Annotated in this window: 22 protein-coding genes and 1 pseudogene; 12 read left to right on the forward strand and 11 right to left on the reverse strand. The window is 65.0% G+C overall.

Annotation, left to right across the window (positions count from 1 at the left end):
• Nucleotides 1–106 precede the first annotated feature (106 nt).
• Together V5279_RS04920 and V5279_RS04925 are read left to right on the forward strand one after the other, a co-directional pair.
• Complete coding sequence (locus tag V5279_RS04920; RefSeq protein WP_338695530.1) at nucleotides 107–841, forward strand: SDR family oxidoreductase; 735 nt, start codon at nucleotides 107–109, stop codon at nucleotides 839–841.
• Between the two features lie 61 nt (nucleotides 842–902).
• Entirely contained in the window at nucleotides 903–1,268 is a 366-nt protein-coding gene (locus V5279_RS04925; RefSeq protein ID WP_338695532.1) for a CsbD family protein, read from the forward strand.
• Nucleotides 1,269–1,439: 171 nt separating this feature from the next.
• Here the strand turns inward: V5279_RS04925 and V5279_RS04930 are convergent, their stop codons facing one another.
• Both V5279_RS04930 and V5279_RS04935 read right to left on the reverse strand, forming a co-directional pair.
• Nucleotides 1,440–3,170, reverse strand: a complete 1,731-nt coding sequence (locus V5279_RS04930) for a DUF459 domain-containing protein (RefSeq protein WP_338695534.1) — start codon at nucleotides 3,168–3,170, stop codon at nucleotides 1,440–1,442.
• Between the two features lie 334 nt (nucleotides 3,171–3,504).
• Nucleotides 3,505–4,818, reverse strand: a complete 1,314-nt coding sequence (locus tag V5279_RS04935) for a lytic murein transglycosylase (protein WP_414645998.1) — start codon at nucleotides 4,816–4,818, stop codon at nucleotides 3,505–3,507.
• A gap of 294 nt (nucleotides 4,819–5,112) precedes the next feature.
• Between V5279_RS04935 and galU the strand changes: the two genes are divergently transcribed.
• Complete coding sequence (galU, locus tag V5279_RS04940) at nucleotides 5,113–5,988, forward strand: UTP--glucose-1-phosphate uridylyltransferase GalU (RefSeq protein ID WP_029077687.1); 876 nt, start codon at nucleotides 5,113–5,115, stop codon at nucleotides 5,986–5,988.
• Nucleotides 5,989–6,888: 900 nt separating this feature from the next.
• On the opposite strand, the gene V5279_RS04945 is transcribed toward galU, so the two are convergent.
• On the reverse strand, nucleotides 6,889–7,848 hold the full coding sequence (locus V5279_RS04945; RefSeq protein WP_338695539.1) for a LysR substrate-binding domain-containing protein: 960 nt from the start codon (nucleotides 7,846–7,848) through the stop codon (nucleotides 6,889–6,891).
• Between the two features lie 118 nt (nucleotides 7,849–7,966).
• Between V5279_RS04945 and katG the strand changes: the two genes are divergently transcribed.
• Nucleotides 7,967–10,132, forward strand: a complete 2,166-nt coding sequence (gene katG, locus V5279_RS04950; protein WP_338695541.1) for a catalase/peroxidase HPI — start codon at nucleotides 7,967–7,969, stop codon at nucleotides 10,130–10,132.
• A gap of 98 nt (nucleotides 10,133–10,230) precedes the next feature.
• Here the strand turns inward: katG and V5279_RS04955 are convergent, their stop codons facing one another.
• From V5279_RS04955 to V5279_RS04965, 3 genes are all read right to left on the reverse strand, one after another.
• Nucleotides 10,231–10,431 (reverse strand): hypothetical protein, encoded by a 201-nt coding sequence (locus V5279_RS04955; RefSeq protein ID WP_338695543.1) that lies wholly within the window; start codon nucleotides 10,429–10,431, stop codon nucleotides 10,231–10,233.
• Nucleotides 10,432–10,550: 119 nt separating this feature from the next.
• Nucleotides 10,551–11,561: an aldo/keto reductase gene (locus V5279_RS04960; protein WP_338695545.1), complete on the reverse strand. Its 1,011-nt coding sequence runs from the start codon at nucleotides 11,559–11,561 to the stop codon at nucleotides 10,551–10,553.
• A gap of 24 nt (nucleotides 11,562–11,585) precedes the next feature.
• Nucleotides 11,586–12,011, reverse strand: a complete 426-nt coding sequence (locus V5279_RS04965) for a PaaI family thioesterase (protein ID WP_338695547.1) — start codon at nucleotides 12,009–12,011, stop codon at nucleotides 11,586–11,588.
• A 93-nt stretch (nucleotides 12,012–12,104) separates the two neighbouring features.
• Between V5279_RS04965 and V5279_RS04970 the strand changes: the two genes are divergently transcribed.
• A complete protein-coding gene (locus V5279_RS04970; protein WP_338695549.1) occupies nucleotides 12,105–12,734 on the forward strand; it encodes a CoA pyrophosphatase in 630 nt (209 codons plus the stop codon).
• Between the two features lie 363 nt (nucleotides 12,735–13,097).
• A complete protein-coding gene (locus V5279_RS04975; protein ID WP_338695551.1) occupies nucleotides 13,098–14,291 on the forward strand; it encodes a hypothetical protein in 1,194 nt (397 codons plus the stop codon).
• A gap of 110 nt (nucleotides 14,292–14,401) precedes the next feature.
• Here V5279_RS04975 and V5279_RS04980 read toward each other — a convergent pair whose 3' ends face one another.
• Nucleotides 14,402–14,701: a hypothetical protein gene (locus tag V5279_RS04980; protein ID WP_338695553.1), complete on the reverse strand. Its 300-nt coding sequence runs from the start codon at nucleotides 14,699–14,701 to the stop codon at nucleotides 14,402–14,404.
• Between the two features lie 208 nt (nucleotides 14,702–14,909).
• Here V5279_RS04980 and V5279_RS04985 point away from each other — a divergent pair, with 208 nt between their 5' ends.
• The gene (locus tag V5279_RS04985) at nucleotides 14,910–15,389 is read left to right on the forward strand and encodes a hypothetical protein (RefSeq protein WP_166302209.1); all 480 of its coding nucleotides are present in this window, start codon (nucleotides 14,910–14,912) and stop codon (nucleotides 15,387–15,389) included.
• Between the two features lie 19 nt (nucleotides 15,390–15,408).
• A complete protein-coding gene (locus V5279_RS04990) occupies nucleotides 15,409–16,311 on the forward strand; it encodes a CoA ester lyase (protein ID WP_338695556.1) in 903 nt (300 codons plus the stop codon).
• A 14-nt stretch (nucleotides 16,312–16,325) separates the two neighbouring features.
• Here V5279_RS04990 and V5279_RS04995 read toward each other — a convergent pair whose 3' ends face one another.
• Both V5279_RS04995 and V5279_RS05000 read right to left on the reverse strand, forming a co-directional pair.
• A complete protein-coding gene (locus V5279_RS04995; protein ID WP_338695558.1) occupies nucleotides 16,326–17,543 on the reverse strand; it encodes an EAL domain-containing response regulator in 1,218 nt (405 codons plus the stop codon).
• A 372-nt stretch (nucleotides 17,544–17,915) separates the two neighbouring features.
• Nucleotides 17,916–19,201, reverse strand: a pseudogene (locus tag V5279_RS05000) (MFS transporter).
• Between V5279_RS05000 and V5279_RS05005 the strand changes: the two are divergent.
• The 4 genes from V5279_RS05005 (at nucleotide 19,194) to V5279_RS05020 (ending at nucleotide 21,490) form a co-directional block, all read left to right on the forward strand.
• Nucleotides 19,194–19,382 (forward strand): hypothetical protein, encoded by a 189-nt coding sequence (locus tag V5279_RS05005; protein ID WP_338701903.1) that lies wholly within the window; start codon nucleotides 19,194–19,196, stop codon nucleotides 19,380–19,382. The pseudogene V5279_RS05000 and the gene V5279_RS05005 overlap by 8 nt on opposite strands.
• The gene (locus tag V5279_RS05010; protein WP_338695560.1) at nucleotides 19,343–19,756 is read left to right on the forward strand and encodes a DUF1850 domain-containing protein; all 414 of its coding nucleotides are present in this window, start codon (nucleotides 19,343–19,345) and stop codon (nucleotides 19,754–19,756) included. Before V5279_RS05005 ends, V5279_RS05010 begins: the two co-directional genes overlap by 40 nt.
• Nucleotides 19,757–20,460: 704 nt before the next feature.
• Nucleotides 20,461–20,640, forward strand: a complete 180-nt coding sequence (locus tag V5279_RS05015) for a hypothetical protein (protein ID WP_338695562.1) — start codon at nucleotides 20,461–20,463, stop codon at nucleotides 20,638–20,640.
• A gap of 43 nt (nucleotides 20,641–20,683) precedes the next feature.
• Entirely contained in the window at nucleotides 20,684–21,490 is an 807-nt protein-coding gene (locus V5279_RS05020) for a glucose 1-dehydrogenase (protein WP_338695564.1), read from the forward strand.
• 20 nt (nucleotides 21,491–21,510) lie between these two features.
• Here the strand turns inward: V5279_RS05020 and V5279_RS05025 are convergent, their stop codons facing one another.
• Nucleotides 21,511–22,281: a hypothetical protein gene (locus tag V5279_RS05025; protein WP_338695566.1), complete on the reverse strand. Its 771-nt coding sequence runs from the start codon at nucleotides 22,279–22,281 to the stop codon at nucleotides 21,511–21,513.
• A gap of 75 nt (nucleotides 22,282–22,356) precedes the next feature.
• A complete protein-coding gene (locus V5279_RS05030) occupies nucleotides 22,357–23,901 on the reverse strand; it encodes a sodium:proton antiporter (protein WP_338695568.1) in 1,545 nt (514 codons plus the stop codon).

Raw genomic sequence — 23,901 nt, forward strand, 5'->3', positions numbered from 1 at the left:
CCACCGATCCGATATCGGCGCGCGCGCAGCGCGTTAACGCAAGTTTCCCGGTTGGCTTTTCGAAAAGGATGATGCTCAATCAAGAAAACAGAGAAGGAGGAACGCGATGAACGAGCTCGATTTCGGCGGCAAGCAAATATTGGTGGTCGGCGGCTCCAGCGGCATCGGCAACGGCATCGCGCAGGCCTTCCGCGCCAAGGGCGCGCGCGTCAGTGTGTACGGCACCCGTGCGCAGGCGAGCGATTATTCGAAAGAGGAGGGCTCGGATCTCGAGGGCCTCGCCTACGCGCAGCTCGATGTCTCTAATCCGCAGGCGATCGAGAGTTTCACGCCGTCATTCGACCGGCTCGATGTGCTGGTGCTGGCGCAGGGCGCGGTGATTTACCGCCGCGGGGAATTCGAGATGGCGGGCTTCCGCAAGGTGCTCGAGGTCAATCTGATGAGCCTGATGGCCTGCGCCACCAAATTCCACGCGATGCTGACCGCGAGCAAGGGCTCGCTGATCATCGTGAGCTCGACCGCGGCCTATCATTCCACCATGGGCAATCCGGCCTACAACGCCTCGAAGACCGGCGCCGTCGGGCTGACGCGCACGCTGGGCGAGGCCTGGGCGGAGAACGGCATCCGCGTCAACGGCATCGCGCCGGGCCTCGTCGACACCAAGATGACCAAGGCGACGACGGCCAATCCAAAGCGTCTCGAAGGCGCACTGGAGCGCATTCCGCTGAAGCGTCTCGGCACGCCGGCCGACATGGCCGGCGCCGCGCTGTTCCTCGCCTCGCCGCTCGCCTCCTACATCGTCGGCCAGACCATCGTCGTCGATGGCGGGCTGATCCTTTAACGCCAGGAACCTGCACGCGGTTCGCCGGTTAGCCCCCTGACATTTTCAGGGAGTCGTTGTGATGGACAAGGATCGGATTCTCGGTACGGCGAAGGAGTTCGCGGGCAAGGCCGAAGGCGCAGTCGGTGACGTAGCCGGCGATGCAAAGACGCAAGCATCGGGCCGCGTGCGCGAAGCGGCTGGCGCGGTGCAGGATCTCTACGGTCAGGCCAAGGACGCGGCCGACACCGCGGTCAACTACGCCAAGGATGCCTACGAGCAACGCGGCGAGACCGTTCGCAGCGGGCAGAAGGCGATGGCGCAGACGGTGCAGGACAATCCGCTCGGATCGCTGCTGATTGCCGGCGGCATAGGCTTTGCGCTCGCGCTCTTGATGACGCGCCAGCCGCGCCGCCCGCCGCCGTCGCGCTGGCGCTATTACGGCTGAGCGCCGTAGCTGCGTAGGGCGGGTTAGCGATAGCGTAACCCGCCGTTTCTCCACGATTGCGATATCGGCGGATTACGCCGGAGCCTGTCATCGGGCCGCGCTTCGCGCGGACCCGGTGGGTTAATCCGCCTTACAAACCCTCAGCTATGTTTGAGGCCGCGCGCCTCGCGCTTACCACTGCCAGGGATTCCCCGGCGCCGCGGCCCGCTGTCCGATATTGCCGGGCGGCCGCGGCGGGCGCGGCGGCGGTGCGACCAGCGGGCGCTGCTGCGGCGCGCCGAAGCCGAAGATGTCGCGCAGCCAGGGTTGGGTCTGCGGCTGCTGTTGCTGCGGTTGGGCCTGGGCCGGACGGAACGCACGCCGTTGCGGCTTCGGCGCGGTGATGATCGAGCCGTCGGGCGCGATCGCCGTGGTGGAGGGCGGCGGATTCGCCGGCGCACCGCTCGGCGCGGCTGGCGTGGTCGCGGCGACAGGCACGTCGCCCTTGGCCTGCTCGCGGCCGATCTCGCGGCGCGGCCAGGCGAAATCGTCGGCGCGGCCGGCGGGCGGCGCCAGGGCCTCGCCCTTCACCAGCGTGCGCGCGGCGAGCGCATCGACGGCGGCGGGCCGCGAGCCCGGTCCGCCGAGCAATTGATCGGTGCCGACCGTGGAGGCGACCAGCGGCAGCACGGGGCCCGCCAGCGGCCGCGGCGCCGGCTTGCCAGGCTCGGCGCTGGTATCGGGCGTTGCCGGCTCGCTCGGCAGCGCGATCGGGCCGGTGCGCACCGCAAGCAGCCGCGTCACCTCGCGCTCGACATAGTGCGCGAGCTTGCGCGCGCCGGCCTTGGTGAAGAACACGCCGTCATCGGAGCGCAGCTTGCGGGGCTGGCCTTCGAAGTCCGGGCCCTTTTGCATGAAGCGGCCGGCCTCGTCGACAAAGCCGTCCCAGACGTCGACATAGGTGATGCCGGCCTTGCCGGCGCCGTCGCGATACAGCGCGTCGAGGAACAGCATGTCCGACGTGCCCTTCTGGCCGCGGATCGCGGGCAGGCCGACCCACAGCACCGGCACGCCCTTGCTCTTCAGCACGTTGATCAATTCCTCGATCTTCTTGCCGTAGAGCTCGACCCAGCGGTCGTCGCGGAATTCATAGAGGCCGTTGGGCGAGCGCGCGGTCTTTTCCGGCGCGGCCTGGGCATCATTGTCGGCGTCGTCGGCTAGCGGCTCGGCATCGGCGGGCTTGCCGTCGGTCTTGCCATCAGTCTTGGCGGCGGTATCGGGCTTGTCGCCGGGCTTTGCGTCCGGTTTGGCGCGCGCGTCCTTTTTGTCGTCCTTCTTATCGACCTTCTTCTCCACGACAGGTTCGCGGATCGCGGTGCGATCGTTGAGGCCGAGCATCACGACGATCGCGTCGGGGTTCTCGGTGGCGAGAATGCCCTTGGCGGCGGCGGCCCAATCGGCCGGATCGCCCTTGGGCTGATAGCGGATCAGGCCGGACACCGTCTTGTGCTTGCGGATCACGCCCATGTCGGGCTGGTCGGAATAGGCATCCTCCAGGCCATAGGCGAGCCAGTCGGCCATCGCGTCGCCGATCACGAGCACGTTGCGCTCGGCGGCGGCCTCGCGCTTGGCCGGCGCCGGCGCGCGCGAGAAATCCTCGCGCGGCCGCTGCTGCTGTGATTGCGGTTGCTGCTGCTGCTGGAACGGCGCGAAGAAATCGCCCCCGAACCAGCCGCCGCCGCCACCGCCACCGCTGCGCGGCGGCGCCGCGCGGCGCTGGGGTGCGTCACCAAAGCCCGGGAAGCCGAAGAACTGGGCCGAGGCGGGCTGGGCGACGCCGATCAGGAGCGCAAGCGCCACCGCGAGCGCGACCAGCGGGCCGGCTTCGGTGAATATGCGCAGGAAGGACTTCGGCTTTCGCATCGGGCGGTCGCAATGATCTGGAAGTACCACCCCATACTAGCGGAATCGGGCCGCAAGCGGGCAGCTTTTTCACCATAAATCGGGTGCCCCCGGCGGCCGTCAAGGCGCCGGGCAAATATCGGATTTCACGGTTACTTTTGGGGATGAGGGGGCCGGATGCCGCCACGACGGAACTGCGCCCCCTCTCCCGCTTGCGGGGGAGGGCTGGGGTGGGGGTATCACCGCGAGTCACCTAGCGGAAGGAGCCCCCACCCGGATTGCATCTAACGATGCAATCCGACCTCCCCCGCAAGCGGGAGAGGTGCAGCGAGCTCGCGGCTACGAGTGGATCGCCCTACCTTCCCCGCAGCCGCTCCAGCACCTCGGCGGTGGCAAAGCCGTCGGCGGGGGCGCCGATCGAGACCTGGAAGCCACGCAGCGCTTCGCGGGTCTGGCCGCCGAACTGGCCGTCGGGCGTACCCTTGTAGAAGCCGCGCTGGGCCAGCAGCTGCTGCAGTTCCAGCCGCTCGGCGCGCGACAGTACCCGTTCCTGGCGCGGCCAGGGCTGCACGAAGGGCTGGCCGCCGCGCAGGCGGTCGGCGAAATGGCCGATGGCGAGCGCATAGGCCTCGGCCGGGTTGTACTTCATGATCACCCGGAAATTCTGCAGCATCAGGAAGCCCGGCCCCGCGGCGCCGGCCGGCGCCAGCAGATAGGCCTTGTCGGAGGACCGTGGGAACGGCTGGCCGTCCGGCCGCTTGAGGCCGAGCTGCTCCCATTGCGACAGCGGCATCGCCTTGGCGCGGTCGGCCAGCATGTAGTTGAAGCCTTCCGGCAGCACGACCTCGTAGCCCCAGCTCGCGCCGGTCTGCCAGCCGTCCTTCTTCAGATTATTGGCGGTCGAGGCGATCAAATCGCTCGGATCGTCGACGACGTCGCGGCGGCCGTCGCCATCGCCGTCGACCGCGTAGCGCTTGAACGCGGTCGGCATGAACTGGGTCGGGCCGAAGGCGCCGGCCCAGGACCCGCGCATCTGCTCGGGCCTGAGATCGCCGCGGTTGAGGATTTCCAGCGCCGACAGGAACTCGTCCTTGAAATAGGCCTGGCGGCGGCCGATGCAGGCAAGGGTCGCGGTCGACTGCACCACGCTGCGATCGCCCATCTGGGTCGAATAGTTCGATTCGATGCCCCAGATCGCCGCGATGATATAGCGATCGACGCCATAGGCCTGCTCGGTCGCGTCGAATTGCGCCTTGTACTTCGCAAGGATCTCGCGGCCTTTCGCCAGCCTCGCGTCGCTGACGAGAATGTCGAGATAGTCCCAGATCGCCTTGGTGAATTCCGGCTGCGAATCCATCAGATCCATGATGCGCAGATCGGGCGTGAGGCCCGCAGTGAAGCGCTCGAAATTCTCGCGCGTGATGTTGCGTCGTGCGGCATCTGGCCACATCGCTGCGACGCAGTTCGGGAAGTCCGACGCGGCCTGGCGGATCGCCGCCGCCGTCATCAGCGGATGGCCGGAGGCGCCGTCTTCCCCGCTCCAGGGGGGCGCGGTGCCGTCCTGTCCGGTCGCGGCCTGCGGCGGCGTCGCGGCGTTCGGTCCCGAAAAGATGCTGTCGATCAGGTTGGTCAGGCCGTTGCCCGATTGGGCCCGGGCGCCGCCGGGCATCAACAACAGCAGAAGGGCCAGCGCGACGAGGCGCGCGCTGAAAAGCCTGGTCCTTGATGTTCCCGTCGCGTGCATTGTCGTGTGCCTGTCAAAAACGTGCGGTTTCAGAAGGCCCCGGCACGGTTTCCATTAACTTAACATCGGCGAGATTTTGCTGCCGCAGCTTTGGCCGGCGGGAACGGCGAAATTAAGCCTCACCACACATCCGCCTTTGTTGGCGGCTGCAAAACAGGTACCAAGGCATGATTCATTTCGTGCCGCCGTCCCACCCATTTCAAGGCTTCCGATAATCCAATGAAGATCCGCAAAGCCGTATTCCCCGTCGCCGGTCTCGGTACCCGCGTGCTGCCCGCCACCAAGGCGATGCCGAAGGAGATGCTGACGATCGTCGACAAGCCGCTGATCCAGTACGTGGTCGATGAGGCGAGGGAAGCCGGCATCGAGCACTTCGTGTTCGTCACCGGCCGCAACAAGGGCGTCATCGAGGATCATTTCGACCGCATGTTCGAGCTCGACACCACGCTCGCGCAGCGCGGCAAGAAGACCGAGCAGGAGATCCTGGCGCAAAATCAGCCCGAAGCCGGCGCGATGAGCTTCACCCGGCAGCAGTCGCCGCTCGGTCTTGGCCACGCGGTGTGGTGCGCGCGCGACATCGTCGGCAACGAGCCGTTTGCGGTGGTGCTGCCGGATGAGCTGGTGCTGAACACGCCGGGCTGCCTGAAGCAGATGATCGACGCCGCAAGCAAGCTCGGCGAGAAGTCGAACCTGATCGCGGTCGAGGCAGTGCCCGACGAGCTCACCCATCAATACGGCATCTGCAGCGTCGGCAAGCGCACCGGAAACATCTTCGAGGTCGATCGCATGGTCGAGAAGCCGCCGCAGGGCACCGCACCGTCCAACCTCTCGATCACCGGCCGCTACATCCTGCAGCCGGAGATTTTCGACATCCTGGCCACCCAGGAGCGCGGCGCCGGCGGCGAGATCCAGCTCACCGACGCGATGATCGGGCTCGCCAGGACGCAGAAGTTCTACGGCGTCGAGTTCGAGGGCGAGCGTCACGATTGCGGCTCGAAGCCCGGCTTCCTCCGCGCCAACATCGCCTTCGGCCTCAAACGCCCCGAACTGCGCGACGGCCTGATCGCCGAGATGAAGAAGTATCTGGAGCGGTGAGGCGCTCCTCGTCATTCCGGGGCTCGCGAAGCGAGAGCCCGGAATCCATTTCACCACTTGTTTTGCGGCTCGATGGATTCCGGGCTCGCGCCAAGAGGCGCGCCCCGGAATGACGGTGAGGTGAGCACGCCCCTCAGGTTCCCTCCCCCGCAAGGGGGAGGGAACCCTGCCGTCGGTGCGTCCCTCAAGCGCGTGCCACTGAGTTGCTCGACGGCGCAAGCCCCCGCAACAAAAATATTTCTATTTATCAGAACACCCAACTCGGTGTATGGTCCGCCCGTCTCACCCGATCGAGGGGCGCTGCGCATCGTCACGGGTGTTGCGGTGAGATGCGGTGGACGCTGATTGCGCAGTCGACGAATGCGCGTGACGCGGACGGTGAAGTCGTGTGGTCCTGACGCCTAGTGGCCGGTGTCCTCTCGCAAAGCGCGTAAGCGTTTTGCGAAAGCGGTGACAAACAAGCCAAGTCTCGCCGGGGAGAGCACGAAGTAAGCCGTAACCCATCGCGCAGGGAAAGCCGGGTTGTTCCCGGTTACACCTGTGGTCCTACCCCCGAGCTTTCTACCTTTGCTCGGGGCCCATGGGTGCGATCGGCACCCGGCTTTCCCTGCGCCCTCTGATCCTCAGAGAGGCGAAACGAGATGCAAAGCTCGGGCAAATCATGTCGCGAGAATGCGGATGCGTGACTCGCAGGCCATGCAACACACTCGGTGTCGTCCCGGCGAAGGCCGGGACCCATAACCACAAAAGGATGTTGCTGAGCGTCGCTGGAACGACGAGTCCCGTTCACTATAATTGCTGCGGCGTATGGGTCCCGGCCTTCGCCGGGACGACAGTTGTGGGGGTGGTGCGACGTGCGTGTCAGACGCGGCCTGCGGCTCCGTCGTGCCACAAGAGCGATCAAGCGACCTTCCGCCGCCCCGCGCGCTTTGCCGGCTCTTTCGCACCATTCCCCTTCGGCGCGCGCAATTCGTCGGCGGCGAGACTGACCACTTCGGCGATCTGCAGGAGCTGTGCCGCCAGCGGGCTGGTCTTGCGCCAGACCATGCCGATGGTGCGCGAGGGTTGCGGGTTCTTGAAGCGCGAGACCGTGACCGGCGCGGAGCGCGTCTCCACCGTCACCGCCATCTCGGGGATCAGGGTGACGCCGATGCCGGCGCCGACCATCTGCACCAGCGTCGACAGCGAGCTCGCGTCCAGCACCTCGCGCGGCGGCGACGACGACTGCATGTTGCAGAACGACAGCGCCTGGTCGCGGAAGCAGTGGCCTTCCTCGAGCAGCAGCAGCCGCATCTCGCGCAGCATCTCGGCGCTCGGCACCGGCGTCTTGGCGTCTTCGCCCGGCCGCACCAGCAGGAAGTTTTCCGAGAACAGCGCGACCTCGGTCAGCGACGGTTCATGCACCGGCAGTGCCACGATCGCGGTGTCGAGCCGGCCTTCGGCGACCTCCTTGATCAGCTTCGGCGTCAGCGTCTCGCGGACATGGATGTCGAGCTCGGGATGCAGCCGCGCCAGCGTCTCGATCACCTTCGGCAGCAGATACGGCGCAATCGTCGGGATCATGCCGACGCGCAGCCGCCCGGCGAGCTTGTCGCGCGAGGCGCGCGCGAAGTCGCCGAGCTCGTCGACCGAGCGCAGGATGTCGCGCACGCGATGCAACAGGTCCTCGCCGAAGGTCGTCAGCGTGACCTGTCGCGCATTTCGTTCGATCAGCACGCCGCCGACGGCGCGTTCCAGCTCGCGGATTTGCATCGACAGCGCCGGCTGCGAGACCGCGCAGGCCTCCGCGGCGCGGCCGAAATGCCCGTGCTGCGCCAGCGCATCGAAATACCTCAGTTGCCGGAGTGTGACATTTATCATCAGATTATCTTATCGCCGCGATCATTAAAGTCAATTTCACCTGATGGATTGGGGCGCGTAGAATCGTTCTTGGAAGAGCTCCAGCCCATTCCAGAATCCATCACCTCGGAGAAGAAACATGGACGCAAAAACCGACGAAGGCGCGGGCAAATGCCCATTCACGGGCGGGCCCCGCGGGCACTCGAATCGTGACTGGTGGCCGGAGACGCTCGACGTTCAGGTGCTGCATCAGAACTCCAGCCTGTCCGACCCGATGGGCAAGGGCTTCGACTACGCCAAGGAATTCAAGACCCTCGATCTCAACGCCGTGATCAAGGACCTCACGGCCCTGATGACGACGTCGCAGGAATGGTGGCCGGCTGACTTCGGTCACTACGGCGGCCTGATGATCCGCATGGCCTGGCACTCGGCGGGCACCTACCGCATCACCGACGGCCGCGGCGGCGCTGGCGCCGGTCAGCAGCGGTTCGCTCCGCTCAACAGCTGGCCCGACAACGCCAACCTCGACAAGGCGCGCCGGCTGCTCTGGCCGATCAAGCAGAAATACGGCCGCAAGATCTCGTGGGCCGATTTGATGGTCCTCGCCGGCAACGTCGCGCTGGAATCGATGGGCTTCAAGACCTTCGGCTTCGCCGGCGGCCGCGCCGACGTGTGGGAGCCCGAGGAACTGTACTGGGGTCCGGAAGGCACCTGGCTCGGCGATGAGCGTTATAGCGGCGAGCGCCAGCTCTCCGAGCCGCTTGGCGCGGTGCAGATGGGCCTGATCTACGTCAACCCGGAAGGCCCGAACGGCAATCCGGACCCGGTTGCCGCGGCCAAGGACATCCGCGAGACGTTCTTCCGCATGGCGATGAACGACGAGGAGACGGTTGCGCTGATCGCCGGCGGCCACACCTTCGGCAAGACCCATGGTGCGGGCGATCCGTCGTTGATCGGTCCGGAACCGGAAGGTGGCGCGCTCGAGGAGCAAGGCCTCGGCTGGAAGAGCAAGTTCGGCACCGGCGTCGGCGCTGACGCGATCACCGGCGGCCCCGAGGTCACCTGGACCCAGACCCCGACCAAGTGGAGCAACCACTTCTTCGAGAACCTGTTCAAGTACGAATGGGAGCTGACGAAGAGCCCGGCGGGTGCGAAGCAGTGGAAGGCAAAGGGCGCGGACGCCGTCATCCCGGACGCGTTCGACCCGTCGAAGAAGCATGTCCCGACGATGCTGACGACCGACCTGTCGCTGCGCTTCGATCCGGCCTACGAGAAGATCTCGCGCCGGTTCTATGAGCATCCGGATCAGTTCGCGGACGCCTTTGCCCGCGCCTGGTTCAAGCTCACCCACCGCGACATGGGTCCGATCGTGCGCTACCTCGGCCCGCTGGTGCCGAAGGAAACGCTGATCTGGCAGGATCCGCTCCCGGCGCTCGATCATGCCGTGATCGACGACAAGGATGTCGAGGCGCTCAAGGCGAAGATAACAGCCTCGGGTCTGTCGGTGTCCGAACTGGTGTCGACCGCCTGGGCCTCGGCCTCCACGTTCCGCGGCTCCGACAAGCGCGGCGGTGCCAACGGCGCGCGCATCCGTCTCGCTCCGCAGAAGGACTGGGATGTCAACGAGCCGGCGCAGCTCAAAACCGTGCTGGGCAAGCTCGAAGCCATCCAGAAGGAGTTCGGCAAGAAGGTCTCGCTGGCCGATCTGATCGTGCTCGGCGGCGCCGCTGCGATCGAGAAGGCGGCGAAGGACGGCGGCACCAATGTGAAGGTCCCCTTCACGCCGGGCCGCACCGATGCGACGCAGGATCAGACCGACGTCGAATCGTTCGCTCCGCTCGAGCCGCGGGCTGACGGCTTCCGCAACTACATCAGCGGCAAGCGTCAGTTCATGTTGCCCGAGGAGGCGTTGGTCGATCGTGCACACCTCATGCGGCTGACCGGACCGGAATTGACGGTTCTGATCGGCGGCCTGCGCGTGCTCGGCGCCAACGCCAAGAAGTCGAAGCACGGCGTCTTCACCGGCAAGCCGGGGACGCTGACCAACGACTTCTTCCTCAACCTGCTCGACATGGGCACGGTGTGGAGCGATGCCGGCGAGGGCGTCTATGAGGGCCGCGACCGCAAGACCAAGGCGGTGAAGTGGACCGGCACCCGCGCCGACCTGATCTTCGGCTCGCACTCGCAGCTGCGCGCGTTCGCCGAGGTCTATGGCTCGTCGGATGCCAAGGAACAGTTCGTGAAGGACTTCGTCGCGGCCTGGGCCAAGGTGATGAACGCCGATCGTTTCGAGCTCGTGAAGTAAGCGGCCAGCAACGACAACATAGGCAGGGCGGCGCTTCGGCGTCGCCCTGTTTCATTTCAGGGACGAAAACGAAGGGTTTCGCGGTTTGGCTATCCCGCTCAGTCGTGCAGCTTCATGTCGCGAATCATCGCTGCGATCTCCGCCTGGGTCGGAGCCGCGAGCGGGACCTGCGGCACGCTGCTTGTCGCATAGGGGACATCGCACTGTGAGGCCACGCGCGAGGGCTCGAAGATCGCGGTCAGGCTTGCCCAGCAGACCAGCAGCGCCACGATCCAGTCCAGTACATTGGATGCCATCATTGCAGCACCAGTATCAGCATTGTCATGCCCTGATGCTGCAGCCGCCGCGGACATTGCGCAATTCGGAAGGTGCGAAACGTAACTTCGGCGCAGCCGAGACAAACGCCGACGCCGCGATGCTATTCGGTCCGCGCCCGGCGTCCTTCGATCGGATAGGCGGGATCGTTGAACCCGGGCGTCGAGGGATGGCCGGTGACGACGAGGCGATCGATCAGCGCCTCGTCCTCGGCGGTGAAGCGATAATCGAGCGCGCGGATGTAATCGTCCCATTGCGCTTCGGTGCGCGGGCCGGCGATGACGGCGCTGACGAACGAGGAGTTCAGCACCCAGGACACTGCGAACTGCCCGGCGGTGATGCCGCGGCTCTCGGCGTGGTGCTTGATCTGCTGCGCGAGCTGCAGCGATTCCGGCCGCCACTCGGTCTGCATCATGCGCTTGTCGTTGCGCCCCGCGCGCGTGTCCGCGGGCGGCGCCGCATCGGGCGCGTATTTGCCGGTCAAGACGCCGCGCGCCAGCGGGCTGTAGGGCACGATGCCGAGGCCGTAATAGGCGCAGGCCGGAAAGTGCTCGACCTCCGGCATCCGGTTCATCGCGTTGTAATAGGGCTGGCTTGCGACCGGGCGGTCGATGCCGAGCCGGTCGCAGATGTTGCAGATCTCGGCGACGCGCCAGGCGCGGTAGTTGGAGACGCCGAAATAGCGTACCTTGCCGGCGCGGATCAGGTCGCCGATCGCGCGCATTGTCTCGTCGAGCGGCGTGGTATGGTCTTCCTTGTGCAGGTAGTAGACGTCGATGTAGTCGGTGCCGAGCCGCTTCAGGCTCTCGTCGGCAGCCTGAAACACCCAGCGCCGCGACAGTCCGCCATGGTTAGGGTCGTCGCCGATCGGATTGGCGAGTTTTGTCGCCAGCACCCAGTTCGACCTTCTGTTCGAGATCGCGCGGCCCACGACCTCCTCGGATTTGCCGCCATTATAGGCGTCGGCGCTGTCGATGAAGTTGATGCCGGCCTCGCGCGCCTTCGCCACGATCCGCGACGAGGTCGCCTCATCGGTCGGTCCGCCGAACATCATGGTGCCCAGGCAGATCGGCGAAACCTTCAGGCCGCTGCGGCCAAGCTGGCGATATTGCATCGATCGTTCCTCCGGAATGACGCGTCAGCTCTCGTTCTTCAGAATCTTGAACACGCCGTTGGCCATCGCGATGCAGCGCTTGTCGACGGTCACCTCGGCCGTGATGAAGATCAGGCTGCGGGTCGAGCGCACCACGCGCGGGCGCGTCGTCAGGATCTCGCCGATCTTGCCGGCCTCGACGAAATGGGTGTCGAGCTGCACCGTCGCAAGCGTCGGCTTGCCCGAGACGAAACGCGCGGCCATGCCGCAGGCGCGGTCGGCGAAGGTCATGATGACGCCGCCCTGCACCAGGCCGCGGCGGTTGTGGTGCTTTTCCTCGGTGATCAATGCGAGCTCGAGCGCGCCGTCCTTCAGCCGTTCCCACAACGGGCCGATCAGCGTCAGGAAGCCCGTGGTGTCGGCGACCTTCCAGCCGTCGGATTTGAGCTTGTCCGCGGCCTTGGCCGTCATGAGGTGAGGATCCGTTGCTTGCAAATGATTGATCGCAGGAGGCATGCCGTTCAGGTCATTTCATCAATCGCTGGACTGTTGTAGTCAAGGTCAATGGCCCGCACATTTGACGATGCCACCCGGCGCAATATCGCAGAGCTCTGCTCGGCGTTCGCGCGCCTCGCGCCGGCCGATGCCGCACTGACGCTGAAGCGCGCGGCGGTGGCGATCGCGCTGACCGAGAGCGATGACGGCAACGGCGCGGCCTTCCTCCTGACCCGCCGCAGCGCGCGCCTGCGCGCTCACAGCGCGCAATGGGCGCTGCCGGGCGGGCGCTGCGATGCCGGCGAGACGCAGGGCGAAGCCGCGCTGCGCGAATTGCACGAGGAGCTTGGCATGGCGCTGTCCGACCGCGACGTGCTCGGCATGCTGGACGACTATCCGACCCGGTCCGGCTATCTGGTCACGCCGGTCGTGGTCTGGGCCGGCGCCAATGCGGCGATCGTGCCGAACCCGGATGAGGTCGCTTCCGTCCACCGCATCGGCCTCGATGCGATCGAGCTAGAGGACGCCTTCAGCTTCGTCACGATCCCGGAGAGTTCGCGGCGGGTGATCCGCTTCCGGCTCGGCGGCCAGCATATTCATGCGCCGACCGCCGCGCTGATCTATCAATTCCGCGAGGTGCTCGCCGGCCGCAACACCCGCGTCGCCGATCTCGAGCAGCCGGTGTTCGCATGGAAGTGAGTGGAGGAAGCTACTGTGGTGCCGCTTGTGGCGGCGCGGCTTCGTTACTTTCGGTGGTGCGGCAGGATGCGCCGCGACCGCGGGTTCCGGATTGGGCGCCCGCGACACGTTCTCGTAACAGGTGAGACGTGAACGGGTATCCGGAAACGACCCGCAATCCGGAAGTTCAGCGCGCGCCGGCGCCGTCAGCGTCAGCGCGCCTGCGGCGGCGAGCCAGAGTGCGTTCCTCATCGCGATCTCCACTGCTTTCCTCGGAGAACACCGCATTATGGCGAAAATTCTGGATTTGGTCGCGGCATCCCGCCGCTTTCGATCCGGACAATTCCGGGCTGACTTCACGGCCGCGCTTGCTACAAGGAGGCGATGCGCTCGCAATTGATTCGCCTCTCGTCAGGATTTGTCGCGCTCGCGCTGGTCGCTAGCGCGCCGTCTGTGTTGGCCGGCGAGGCCGATGCGTTGCCGCCTTCCATCGCCAATGCGATGGCGCAGGCCGCGCCGCAGGCGATCATGGAATATCGCCGCAAGCTGCAGGAATATCAGGAGGCGCGCGCCGCCTTCGAGCAGGATGCGACCGCCTATTGGAACGCGATCGCCGACAAGCGGCGCGGCCGCAATGCCAAGCGCCGCGACCGCGTGCAGATTTCGCTGGACGATTACGTGCTGCAGCAGCCGCCGGTCTATGAGGGCCCGAAGCGGCCGGTCAACCCGGCTCCGGAAGAGGAGGAGGGCGGCAAGCGTCCGCCCAAAACCATACCGGTGGTCTCGGATTTGCTCAGGGCGGCGGCCGAGCAATTCCAGTTTACGCCGCAGCGGCCGGCCAAAGAGCTCGAGTTCAAGCGCGCCTATGCCCGCTACGCACGCGCGGCGGGGCTGACGCCGGAGCAGGCGGTGCGGGTCTATTCGTTCGAGACCGGCGGCACCGGCAATTACGACGTGCAGGCGGGCATCGAGCATGGCGGCAAGCGCGCCATTTCCACCGCGATGGGCTACAACCAGCTGCTCACCACCAATACCGTGGAGCTATTGGCCGAGCAGGGGCATGAATTCGTGCGGGACCTCTCCGAGCGGGTGGCGGCGACGCAGGGGCCGGCGCGCAAGGCCATGGAGCACAAGCTCGCGGTGCTGAAGAAGATGGTCGCGTTCAGTCGCACCGTGCCGGACGACTGGTCGGCACATCAACGGCTCGCCGACACCGCGCAGGGCTGGGCCTGTCACGCCATGGTGCTCGACATCGATGTCGGCCCGATGCTGCAGACCCACAAGCTGCTGACCTCGGTGATCTTCGCCCGCAACAAGGGCTACACAAGGCCGCTGACCGCAGCCGAGCTCGAGATGATGAACCTGACCGGCGACGGCACCGGGCTCGACATGGTGACCATGCCTCAGGCGATGCGCGAGCAGGTGCCGACCTCGAATTTCTTCCAGCGCTCCGGCTACGAGCGCAACCCGGTCGCGATCCGCCACAACACCGTGGCCCGGCTGCTCGCCGTCACCAACGAGCGGATGGACTTCAACAGCAACAAGCCTGGCGCCCGGGAATTGGCCGCGGCGTTCTGAGGTCGGCCGAAAAGAGCTTCGGTTCTGATTGAATCAGAACCGAAGCTCTAGACTCTTGTTTTGACGCGTTTTCTTCACGTGAACCGGTGTCCACTTCGCTCGAAAACGCTTTAGTTCGAGCCGAACATGAACTTGCCGTCGCCCTCGAGATAGGGCCCGGAGCGCATGTAGAGCTGGCCGTTGTGGCCGATGAAGAACAGCGTTCCTCTCGGCACCTTCTTGGCGCCCTTCAATAGCGTGCCGGCATTGCTGGTGCCCATCTTGTAGGCCCAGGTCTTGCCCTCCTTGTCATAGGCGTAGCCCATGTCCGGCTTCAGCTCCCAGGGCGCAGCCTCCTGCGCGAAGGCGCAGGTCGTCAGCGCGGCAAACGCCGCAGTCGCAACAAAGGTCTTGGTCAAACAATGCGTCATGATCCACCTCCGGCCGAGAAAAACGGCGTCGTCCCCACGGTTCTGAACAAATCACGAACGCCATTCGTGCGTCAATACGACAATCGGCGCGACCGCTTACGTCTGTCAGCGACTTTGTGATTTCCCGCATCGAGCTTGACGACTATCTTCGCGTTACCGTTTACAAACGCCTCGATTGCCAGAAACACGACCTTGGGGATGGATCAGGATGAACCACGTCATGAAGATCGGTATCGGTGTCGCGCTGTCGTTCATGACGCTGGCGTCAGCCGCGCAGGCCGACGAATTCAAGCTCTCCAACAACCAGCGCATCTCCTGCAGCCGCGGCCTGTCCGCCGGCAAGCTCAACACCGCGACCTGCAAGTCCTACGCCTATCTGTTCAACGCCAAGACCTCGGAATACTTCCGCTGCCAGGTTTCGCTGGCGCTGACGCGGGACAACAAGGAGGTCATCAACGTCCAGGCCGATGGCGGCTGCACCAAGAAGCCGCGCATCTTCGAGACCGACGGCAACTACACCTTCGACGCCACCGAGACCGAGCCGCCGAACACCAATTCGTTCTTCGGTACGGGCGGCTACGCGATCTGGGCGAGCGACGGCAACACCCAGAAGATCCGCGGCTGCATCACCATCTCGTCCGGCCTCGGCTCCGACATCTCGAAATGCCTCGACATGACGTTCCAGTGACGGCGGTGCGGATAGCGTGATGCGCAAGCTGCGTCCAGCCCCGCTCTGCCGCTCCTGGCTGTTTCTCGAGGGCGCCAATGAGGCGGTCCTGCAGCGGGCAGCCGCCAGCGGCGCCGACGTGTTGATCCACGAGCTCGAGGATTTCACCCCGCCGCCGCTGCGCCCGAAGGCGCGGCGACTTGCGGCCGAGCTCTATGCGGCCTGGCGCGACCAGGGCGTCGTCGTCGCGGTCCGCGTCAATCCGCTGGACCAGGACGGCATGGATGACCTGGCCGCGGTGATGCAGGGACGTCCGGATATCGTTGCATTGCCGAAGGTCGCCGAGCCGCACCATGTCGTCCGGCTTGACGAGGCGGTGACGCGGTTCGAGCGCGACTATGGCATCGCCGAGGGATCGACGTCCCTGCTGCCGAATATCGAGTTCGCGCGCGGTCTGGTGCAGACGGGCGCGATTGCGGCGACGAGTCGCCGCATCATTGGTTGCCTGATGGCCTCCGAAGATCTCGCCGCCGATCTTGGTGCCGAGCGCGGCAGCGATGCCCTGGAGCTCGCCTATGCGCGGCAGCGCTTCATCGTCGAATGTCGCGCGGCTGGCGTCGTGGCAGTCGATTGTCCCTACACCTGGAGCGACGCTGAAGGCGTCGCGCGCGACACTGCCTGGGCGCGACGGCTGGGCTACACCGCCAAGAGCCTGGTCGATCCCGCACATGCGACAATCGTCAACGGCGTCCTCACGCCGAGCGAGGACGAACTCCGCCAGGCGGGCAGGATCGTCGCGGTGTTCGAGGCGGCGCGGACACGGGGCCTTGGGCGCGTCGAGCTCGATGGCTCGCTGCTCGAGGTCCCAACCTATTCGAACGCAAAGCGTCTGATCGCGCGCGGCGAGGCGCTGCGCGCGATCGATCGCAACACTCAAGCCTGACCAGAGGCCACGCCTCAGGATACGATCGGCTCTTTCTCCGAGAAGTGCATGCGTGAGCGCGCGAACTTCTTGACGCCCATCGGCTTGCCGAACAGGTAACCCTGGACCTGATCGAAATCCATCTCATGCGCGGCGAGGAAATCCGCGCGCGTCTCGACGCCTTGGGCTACGACCTGCGCGCCGCTGTCGTGAGCTAGCTCAATGACCCGCCGGCACACCGTCTGCTTCAGGCGCTGATCCGCACAGCCGGTGACGAATTGATGGTCGACCTTGAGCTGGACGAACGGGAAGTTCGGCAGTCCGAGCAAGGACGGCCAGTTGGCGCCGACATTGTCGATCGAGATGCCGATATTGTGCAGCCGCACGCGCCTCGCGACATCGATCGCCAGGTCGAGATTGTCGACCACCTCGGTGCTGTCGATCTCGATCAGCAGGCCGGCGAAGGCCGCATGATCCGGCATGCGGTAACAGAGCTCGCGCACCGCATCGTCGTCGGCGAGAAACGAGATCGGCAGGTTGATCGAGAGATCGACCGGCCCGATCTGCTCGAGGAGATAGCGCCAGTCCTCGATCGCGCGCGCGATCACGAATTCGGACAGCGCATGAAAATGCGGATCGCTCTCATCGGGGATGAAGTAGGCCGGCGGCACCACGCCCCAGGCGGGATGGCGCATTCGGATCAGCGCTTCGGCGCCGCTCGGAACCAGCGTGCGGAGATGAATTTTCTGCTGATACCAAAGCTCGAGCCAGCCGGCCTTCAGCGCTTCGGGCACATCCACCGCCGGGCTCGGCGCGGGTTCGAGCGGCAGCAGCGACGCAAGACTGTCACGCAGGGTTCCCGCGCTGAACGGCGTCGACAGTGCCGGCAGCATGACGATGCCGTATTCATCGCCGATCTGCCGGACCGCCTTGACGATGATCGAGTCCGGCTGGCCGATGACGAGGACCTTGCCGCCGTAGTCCTTTCTCACCAAAGTCTCGAGAATTTTACTGACTTCGATGCCGTCAACGGACACGCCGAGCACCAGAAGATCGGGCCGTTCCGCGTCCAGGACGGTTTCGAGTTCCAAAGCCTGGCTGCATTCACTGGTGATGAAGCCGAGGTCTTCCAGCGCCTCAACAAGGAAGGTCCGAAGGTGTTTTTTGCTGTCCGCAATGCATGCGCGTGGGGTCAGCTTGCGATGTCCGAACCATCCGGCTCGCGCGTGTCCGATGTGACTGATGTGGTTCATGCCCCGCCTTATCCGTAATTACCCCGGCCTGACTCGTACATCCAAGAGCGGCGGCAATCATGGAAATTTCTGGCTCATACATTGATTGCGCCGCTAACCTTAAAGGATTCAATTCGAATCAAATGGCGCGGGAATCGGCGCGTCTCACCGCTGTCGCGCGCGCAACAAATGCGTCATCTGACGTTCATGAGCGCGATCGCGCCGGCTTTTGACGTCGGCAGAAACATTGCGCGCGTGTTTCATCGAGAGACGGTGTTAAGGACTGTGGTGTCGCTTCGATGCAGATGTGAATCTGCGTCATTGTCGGACATCAGATCGGTGTCACGCGGCGCGATGCGTTGATTCGCTGCCGAGTGCCGACGGCGAATCGGATCATCGATTCTGCGGTGCCAATGCAGTCGTGCGTGACGTCGTCGTTGCCATGCGCAATGTCTCCGGCATCAACGCGCAGTAGCCGATCAGCCCGGCACAAGCGACGGCTGCAAGGAACAGGAATGCGGCGCTATAGCCAGCGTGGACGATGATGAATCCGGCGACTGCCGTGCTCAGCGCGCCGCCGAGGCCGGTTGCGGTGGCGATCGCGCCCTGGCTGATGTTGAAATGCCCGGTACCGTGCGTGAGATCGGCAACCACGAGCGGGAACAGCGCGCGAAGATGCCGGCGCCAACGCCGTCGAGCAATTGCACCGACACCAGCCAGTAGGGGTTGTCCGATAACGGATAGAGCGCGCCACGAACAGCCAGCACCGCGAGCGCCACGGCGAAGATCGGCTTGCGGCCCCAGACGTCGGCCTTGCGTCCGACCAGCATCGCAACCGGGACCATCACCATCTGCGCCGCGATGATGCAGACCGACATCAGCGAGGTCCCGAGGTTGCGGTTGACCAATGCGAGCTTCTGTCCGACCAGCGGCAGCATCGCCGCGTTGGCAAAGTGAAAGATCACGGTGGAGACCGCGAAGATCAAAAGCGGCTTGCAGGTCAGCAACACGCGAAAGCCGGATGGCTGGTCATGCGCCGCGCCTTGTCCCTCTGCGACATCGTCGAGCCCGCGCGCGACCTGATGGTCGATGGCGGCGGCCGGGATCGACAGCGTCGCGGCGACGCTCGCCAGCGCCATTGCCGCGAGCAGCCAGAACACGACGATTGGTCCGAACCAGTAGGCGGTTGCGCCCGCGATCGCCGCAGCCACCGCGTTGCCGGCGTGATTGAACGCCTCGTTGCGGCCGGTCCGCGCCGCGAATGCCTTGGGTCCGACGATGCCGAGCGTCACCGCGGCGATCGCCGGCGCGAACACCGAGCCGGCGGCGGCCGCGAGCGCCTGGGTCGCGGCGACCAGTTCGAACCGGTCGAGCAGCGGCAGCAGCAGGCACGCGGCGGTCACGGCAATCGCAGCCGCGAACATCAGGGCGCGCTTGGCGCGGCTGCGGTCGATCAGGGCGCCGGTCGGGGTCTGGGCGACGATCCCGGCGATCGCCGCGATCGACATCACTGATCAGATCGAGGCCTCGTCCCATTTCCGTTCGGTCAGCAGGTAGATCGCCAGATAAGGGCCGAGCCCGTCCCGCACGTCGGCGAGGAAGAAGTTCAACGCATCAAGCGCTCGCTCAACGGTCGTCCGGGACGGCTGCAAGTCATACCTCGCCGCTGGATTGCACATCTCAATCCGCTGGCCGACGGAGAGTTCCCGCGCCTTCATCGAGATCGCGGTTGCGTTCGGCGCCGCGCTCTGCCTGCTCGGCGATTTCCGGTTCTCGGATACGGCGGGCTTCACGCTCGCAGCAGTGGTGCTGCTGTGGCAATGGCGGCAGCGCCCGCGCAATGCGGTGGCGGCGGCTTGAGCCTCTGCCTCGCCTCCGCGGGTGTCGTGAAGGCGCTGTCGATCGCGGCCTTCACGCTGGCCTGGACGCATTCGATCGAGAAGACCGCGTGGCAGGAGGATTGGCTGGTCACCCCGGCCGGGCTCATGCTGCAACAGGCGCGCATCAAGGGCGTCGGCGCCGGCATGGAGCCGCCGCCGGAGGCGCGGCTGATTGACGGGTGGTTTCAGTGGTCACCGGCCCCGGAGCCGAGGCGAGAGGTGGTGCTGGGCAATTCCGGCGCCGCCGGCGAATGGCACCTGTGCCAGGCGGGACGCTGCCAGACGCTCTCGGAGATTTTCGGGCATCCGATCGGTGCTAATGTCACGACGATGAATGCATGTGATCAACGGTAGTAGCCCGGGCGAGGGCCAATCCAACAATTGCAACCCTAAGCATGCTGTTGATTCGCTCGTGAAATAGTCGCCAAATCTCCAAAAGCTCTTTGTTTGTGCGGGGTTACCCTGCAAAAGCAATCGAGAAAAATGACGTCTCGCGAATTACTTATGCACATAGCGCTGAGCAGCGATTGAAAAAATGACCGGCGCGCGACCAAATGTAAATTTTCTATGAAAAATTTTTGGTATTGCACCGGCGTTTGTGAAGCGCGCGAATCTGTGCGCTGATTCAAAAACTTGCTTGCGCAGTTCTGTATTTGCAACGTCGCAACAATCGCGAAGAGTCTCGATCTTCTTAGAATCCACGGATTGTCAGAAAATCCGCTTAGTGTAGTTTTTTTCTTGTTCGCGACGCTCACGGCTCTCCAGACCAGTGCGGTTTGAGACCCAAGGGCGGATGTGCAAATCGGCGGCGGTGTGCGCGTTAGCGACGCTTTTCCAAGCGAGGCTAGATCGGCGACTCATAGCAATATGAGCTCGGTCTTCTTGTGCCTGAAGTCTGCGAAGAACCTGACTTCAGTGGAATGAGACAGTGGGGCGGGTGCATCGCCTATTCTAGTCTGGACGAGTGAGTGAGGCTTGCCGATTTCGATTGGCGAGGCGGTGAGCTGTTGCCTTTTTTCTACCTCTAACAATTCGACCCATACTCCCAGGAGGATCAAATGTCTGATGTGAATGGAGTGAGTGCGCGTAAAGTTAGCGTCACTGTTACCGTCGATCTTGAGCAATCTAGCGATGCGGGTGGAAGGGAATCTTGGGCTAGCGTTGGCGCATTTCTGAAGAAGAAGCTCATCGGGGTTGCCTCGATAGCTGCCCGTTTTCTCTTTTGGAAGTGGCATTGAGCTGCTACGGCTGCTGGTCAAGAACAACAACGGAGAACAAACGATGGATCGGCTCAAGGGCAAGGTTGCGATGGTGGTCGGCGCGGGCTCGATCGGGCCCGGCTGGGGCAATGGCAAGGCGACCGCCGTGACCTTTGCGCGCGAGGGCGCGAGCGTGTTCTGCGTCGATCGCGACGGCGCCGCGGCCGAGGAGACGGTCAAGATCATCACGGAGGAGGGCGGCAAGGCTGTCGCATTCACCGCCGACGTGTCGCGCGCTGCCGAGGTCGAAGTGATGGTCGCGGCCTGCCTGAAGGCCTATGGCCGCATCGACGTGCTCGACAACAATGTCGGCATCGCCGAGGTCGGCAGCGTGGTCGAGGTGGCGGAGGCCGATTGGGACCGCGTGTTCGCGGTCAACCTGAAGAGCGCCTATCTGTCGATGAAGCACGTCATTCCCGTCATGATCAAGCAGGGTGGCGGCTCGATCATAAACATCTCGTCTATCGCCTCGATCCGCCATGTCGGCATTTCCTATGTCAGCTACAATGCGAGCAAGGCCGCGATGAACCAGATGACGCGCTCGACCGCCGTCGAGTTCGCTTCCAAGCATGTGCGCGTCAACGCGATCCTGCCCGGGCTGATGAAGACGCCGATGGTCGCGCATTCGGCCGGGCTGGCGCAGAGCTACGCCAAGGGCGATGTCGAGGCGATGTGGCGAGCCCGCGACGCGCAGGTGCCGATGGGGCACATGGGCGATGCCTGGGACGTCGCCAATGCCGCGCTGTTCCTGGCGTCGGACGAATCGAAATATGTCACCGGCATCGAGCTCGTGGTCGACGGCGGCATCACCTCCAAGTCGGGCGCGTGAAGTCGGGTGCGTGAAGGAGGTTACTGCGCCAGCGCCAGGATGCCGCCGGCGAATGAATGCCAGGCGGCCGAGGTGCTGATCGGCCAGTTCAACAGCTTCACCGCGACCAGCGCCAGCCCGCCATAGACATAGACCGGGTGTGGACGGCCGCGGGTACGCCAGTCGAACACGATCGCGACGACCAGCAGCAGATAGGCGACGAATGCCGGCGCGATCGTGACCGGGACCGGCGGTGGCCCCGGCGGGCCTGATGGTGCGAGGAAGGTCAGGAACCAGCGCGCAACCGCGGCGTCGAGGATCGAAATGGCCGCGAGCAGCATCAGCCGCTTGTGTGCTTCGCGGTCGCGGACATAGACGATCGCGAGCGCGAAGACGACCGCAAAGAACAGGATGCCGCTGAACGGAACGATCGAAAAGGCGATGCCTTCGTTGATCTGCCCGATCGCGGCCGAGCGCTTCATGACGCTGATCGAGGCCAACAGGCCCAGCATCGTCACGGCGGTCGCAAGCGACACGCCGATCATGCCGACGCGGCGGTGACGCACGATCCGCCCCGAAGCCGCAAGCCAGCTCTGGAATACGAAATAGAGCGTCCAGGCGAAGAACAGCAGGCCATGCAAATGCACGACAGGGGGCGCTGTCAGCGAACCCCGCGCCATCGGCACCCAATAGGTCGGGGCAAAGCCGAGCAGGGCGACCGCCATGCACGACAACGCCATATAGAAATAGAAGAACTGCGCTTCGATCTTCGCCGAGGCGCGTTGTGAATTGCGATCGATGAGGATTGTCATGATGTTGGGTCTGACAAATCCGGCGATGGTTCAACCGGGCCCGGCTGCGAACGATCTTGTGAAGACGGCGGGCCGTCACGCTTCAGCGCTGAGTTCGGCGCGGTCGAGCTCTTCTTCGACCAGATGGAAGGCGTCGTCACCGATCGCCTCGGTGTGGCGCAAATTGAGCAAGGCCTGACGCGCTGCTGCGATCGCGCGCCGGCGCAGCGGATCGGCCGGCAGCTCGCCCGAGGCGATGCCGCCGTCCGGCTCGGTCTCGGCGCGCAGCAGCACCGCGCGGTATTCGAGCCGGAGGATCTCGGCCTCCTCGGAGGGGTCCGCATCGATTTCGTCCAGCGCCGCGCGAAAGGCGACGCCGCGGGCGTGCGCGGCCTCGCGCGCGATCGGATCGTCGTCATCGAATTTCATCGCCAGGATCAGCGGCCGCAGCGTCAGGCCCTGGATCACCAGCGAGCCCAGCACCACGGCAAACGCCGTCAGCAGGATCAGGTCGCGATACGGAAAATACTCCGGCAACGCAAACGCGGCCGCCAGCGTGACGATGCCGCGCATGCCGCACCAGGACACGACGATGCTACGCCGCAGCGACGGCACCGCCGCCACCACGTAGCGCGGAAGCAGGCTGCGCGCCTTCAGGGCACGCAGGAAGGCGCCATAGGACATCACCCAGGCGATGCGGACCACGACCACGACCGCGAGGATCACGGCGGCGAAGCTGCAATATTTCCACCGCACCTCGTCGTCGAGCTCCGACCAGATCGGACGCAGCTGCATGCCGATCAGCATGAAGGCGAGCACGTTGAGGACGAAGATCACGGTTTCCCACACCGTATAGGACGACACGCGCAGCCGCGCCGATGTGCGGGCCGGAGCGGTGCGGGCGATCGTGATCGCATAGGCGATGATGGTGAGGATGCCCGACAGCCCGATATGCTCGGCGGCGATCCACACCATGAAGGTGCCGCCGAACTGGGTGATGATCGCGCTCGGCGCCTCGGTGATGCGGCGAGTGATCATCATCCAGACCTGCGCGAACAGATAGCCTGCGGCGAGGCTGCCGACCAGCGCGACCGCAAGCGACGGCACGAATTCGCGCACCTTCATGTGTTCGGCCGCGATCAGGCCGACGGCGACGCGATAGATCAGCAGCGAGCTGGCGTCGTTGAGCAGGCTCTCGCCTTCGAGGATCTTCTGGATCCGGTAGGGCAATTTGACCTGGCGCAGGATCGCGGTGGCTGCGGCCGCGTCGGGCGGGGCGACGATGGCGCCGAGCGCGATCGCGACCGGCCAGGGCATGTCGGGAAGCAGCCAGCGCGCCACCACCGCGACCGCCACCGTCGTGATGCCGACCGCGACCAGCACCAGCGTCGAGACCGGCAGCCAGTTGTTGCGGAGATCGCGCAGCGAGGTGTCGAACGCGGCATCGAGCAGCACCGGCGCGACGAACAGGGCCAGCGCCAGTTTCGGTTCCAGCGCCCAGGACGGGCCGGACGGCACGAAAGCCAGCAGCACGCCGCCGACCGCCAGGAAGGTCGGGTAGGGCACCTTGATCTTGCGTGCCAGTGCCGACAACGCAACGGCCGCGAGCAACAGGCCGATGATCCATTCGAACGTGAGCAA

This window comes from Bradyrhizobium sp. 26S5 (assembly GCF_036923295.1).
GTDB classification, from domain to species: domain Bacteria; phylum Pseudomonadota; class Alphaproteobacteria; order Rhizobiales; family Xanthobacteraceae; genus Bradyrhizobium; species Bradyrhizobium septentrionale.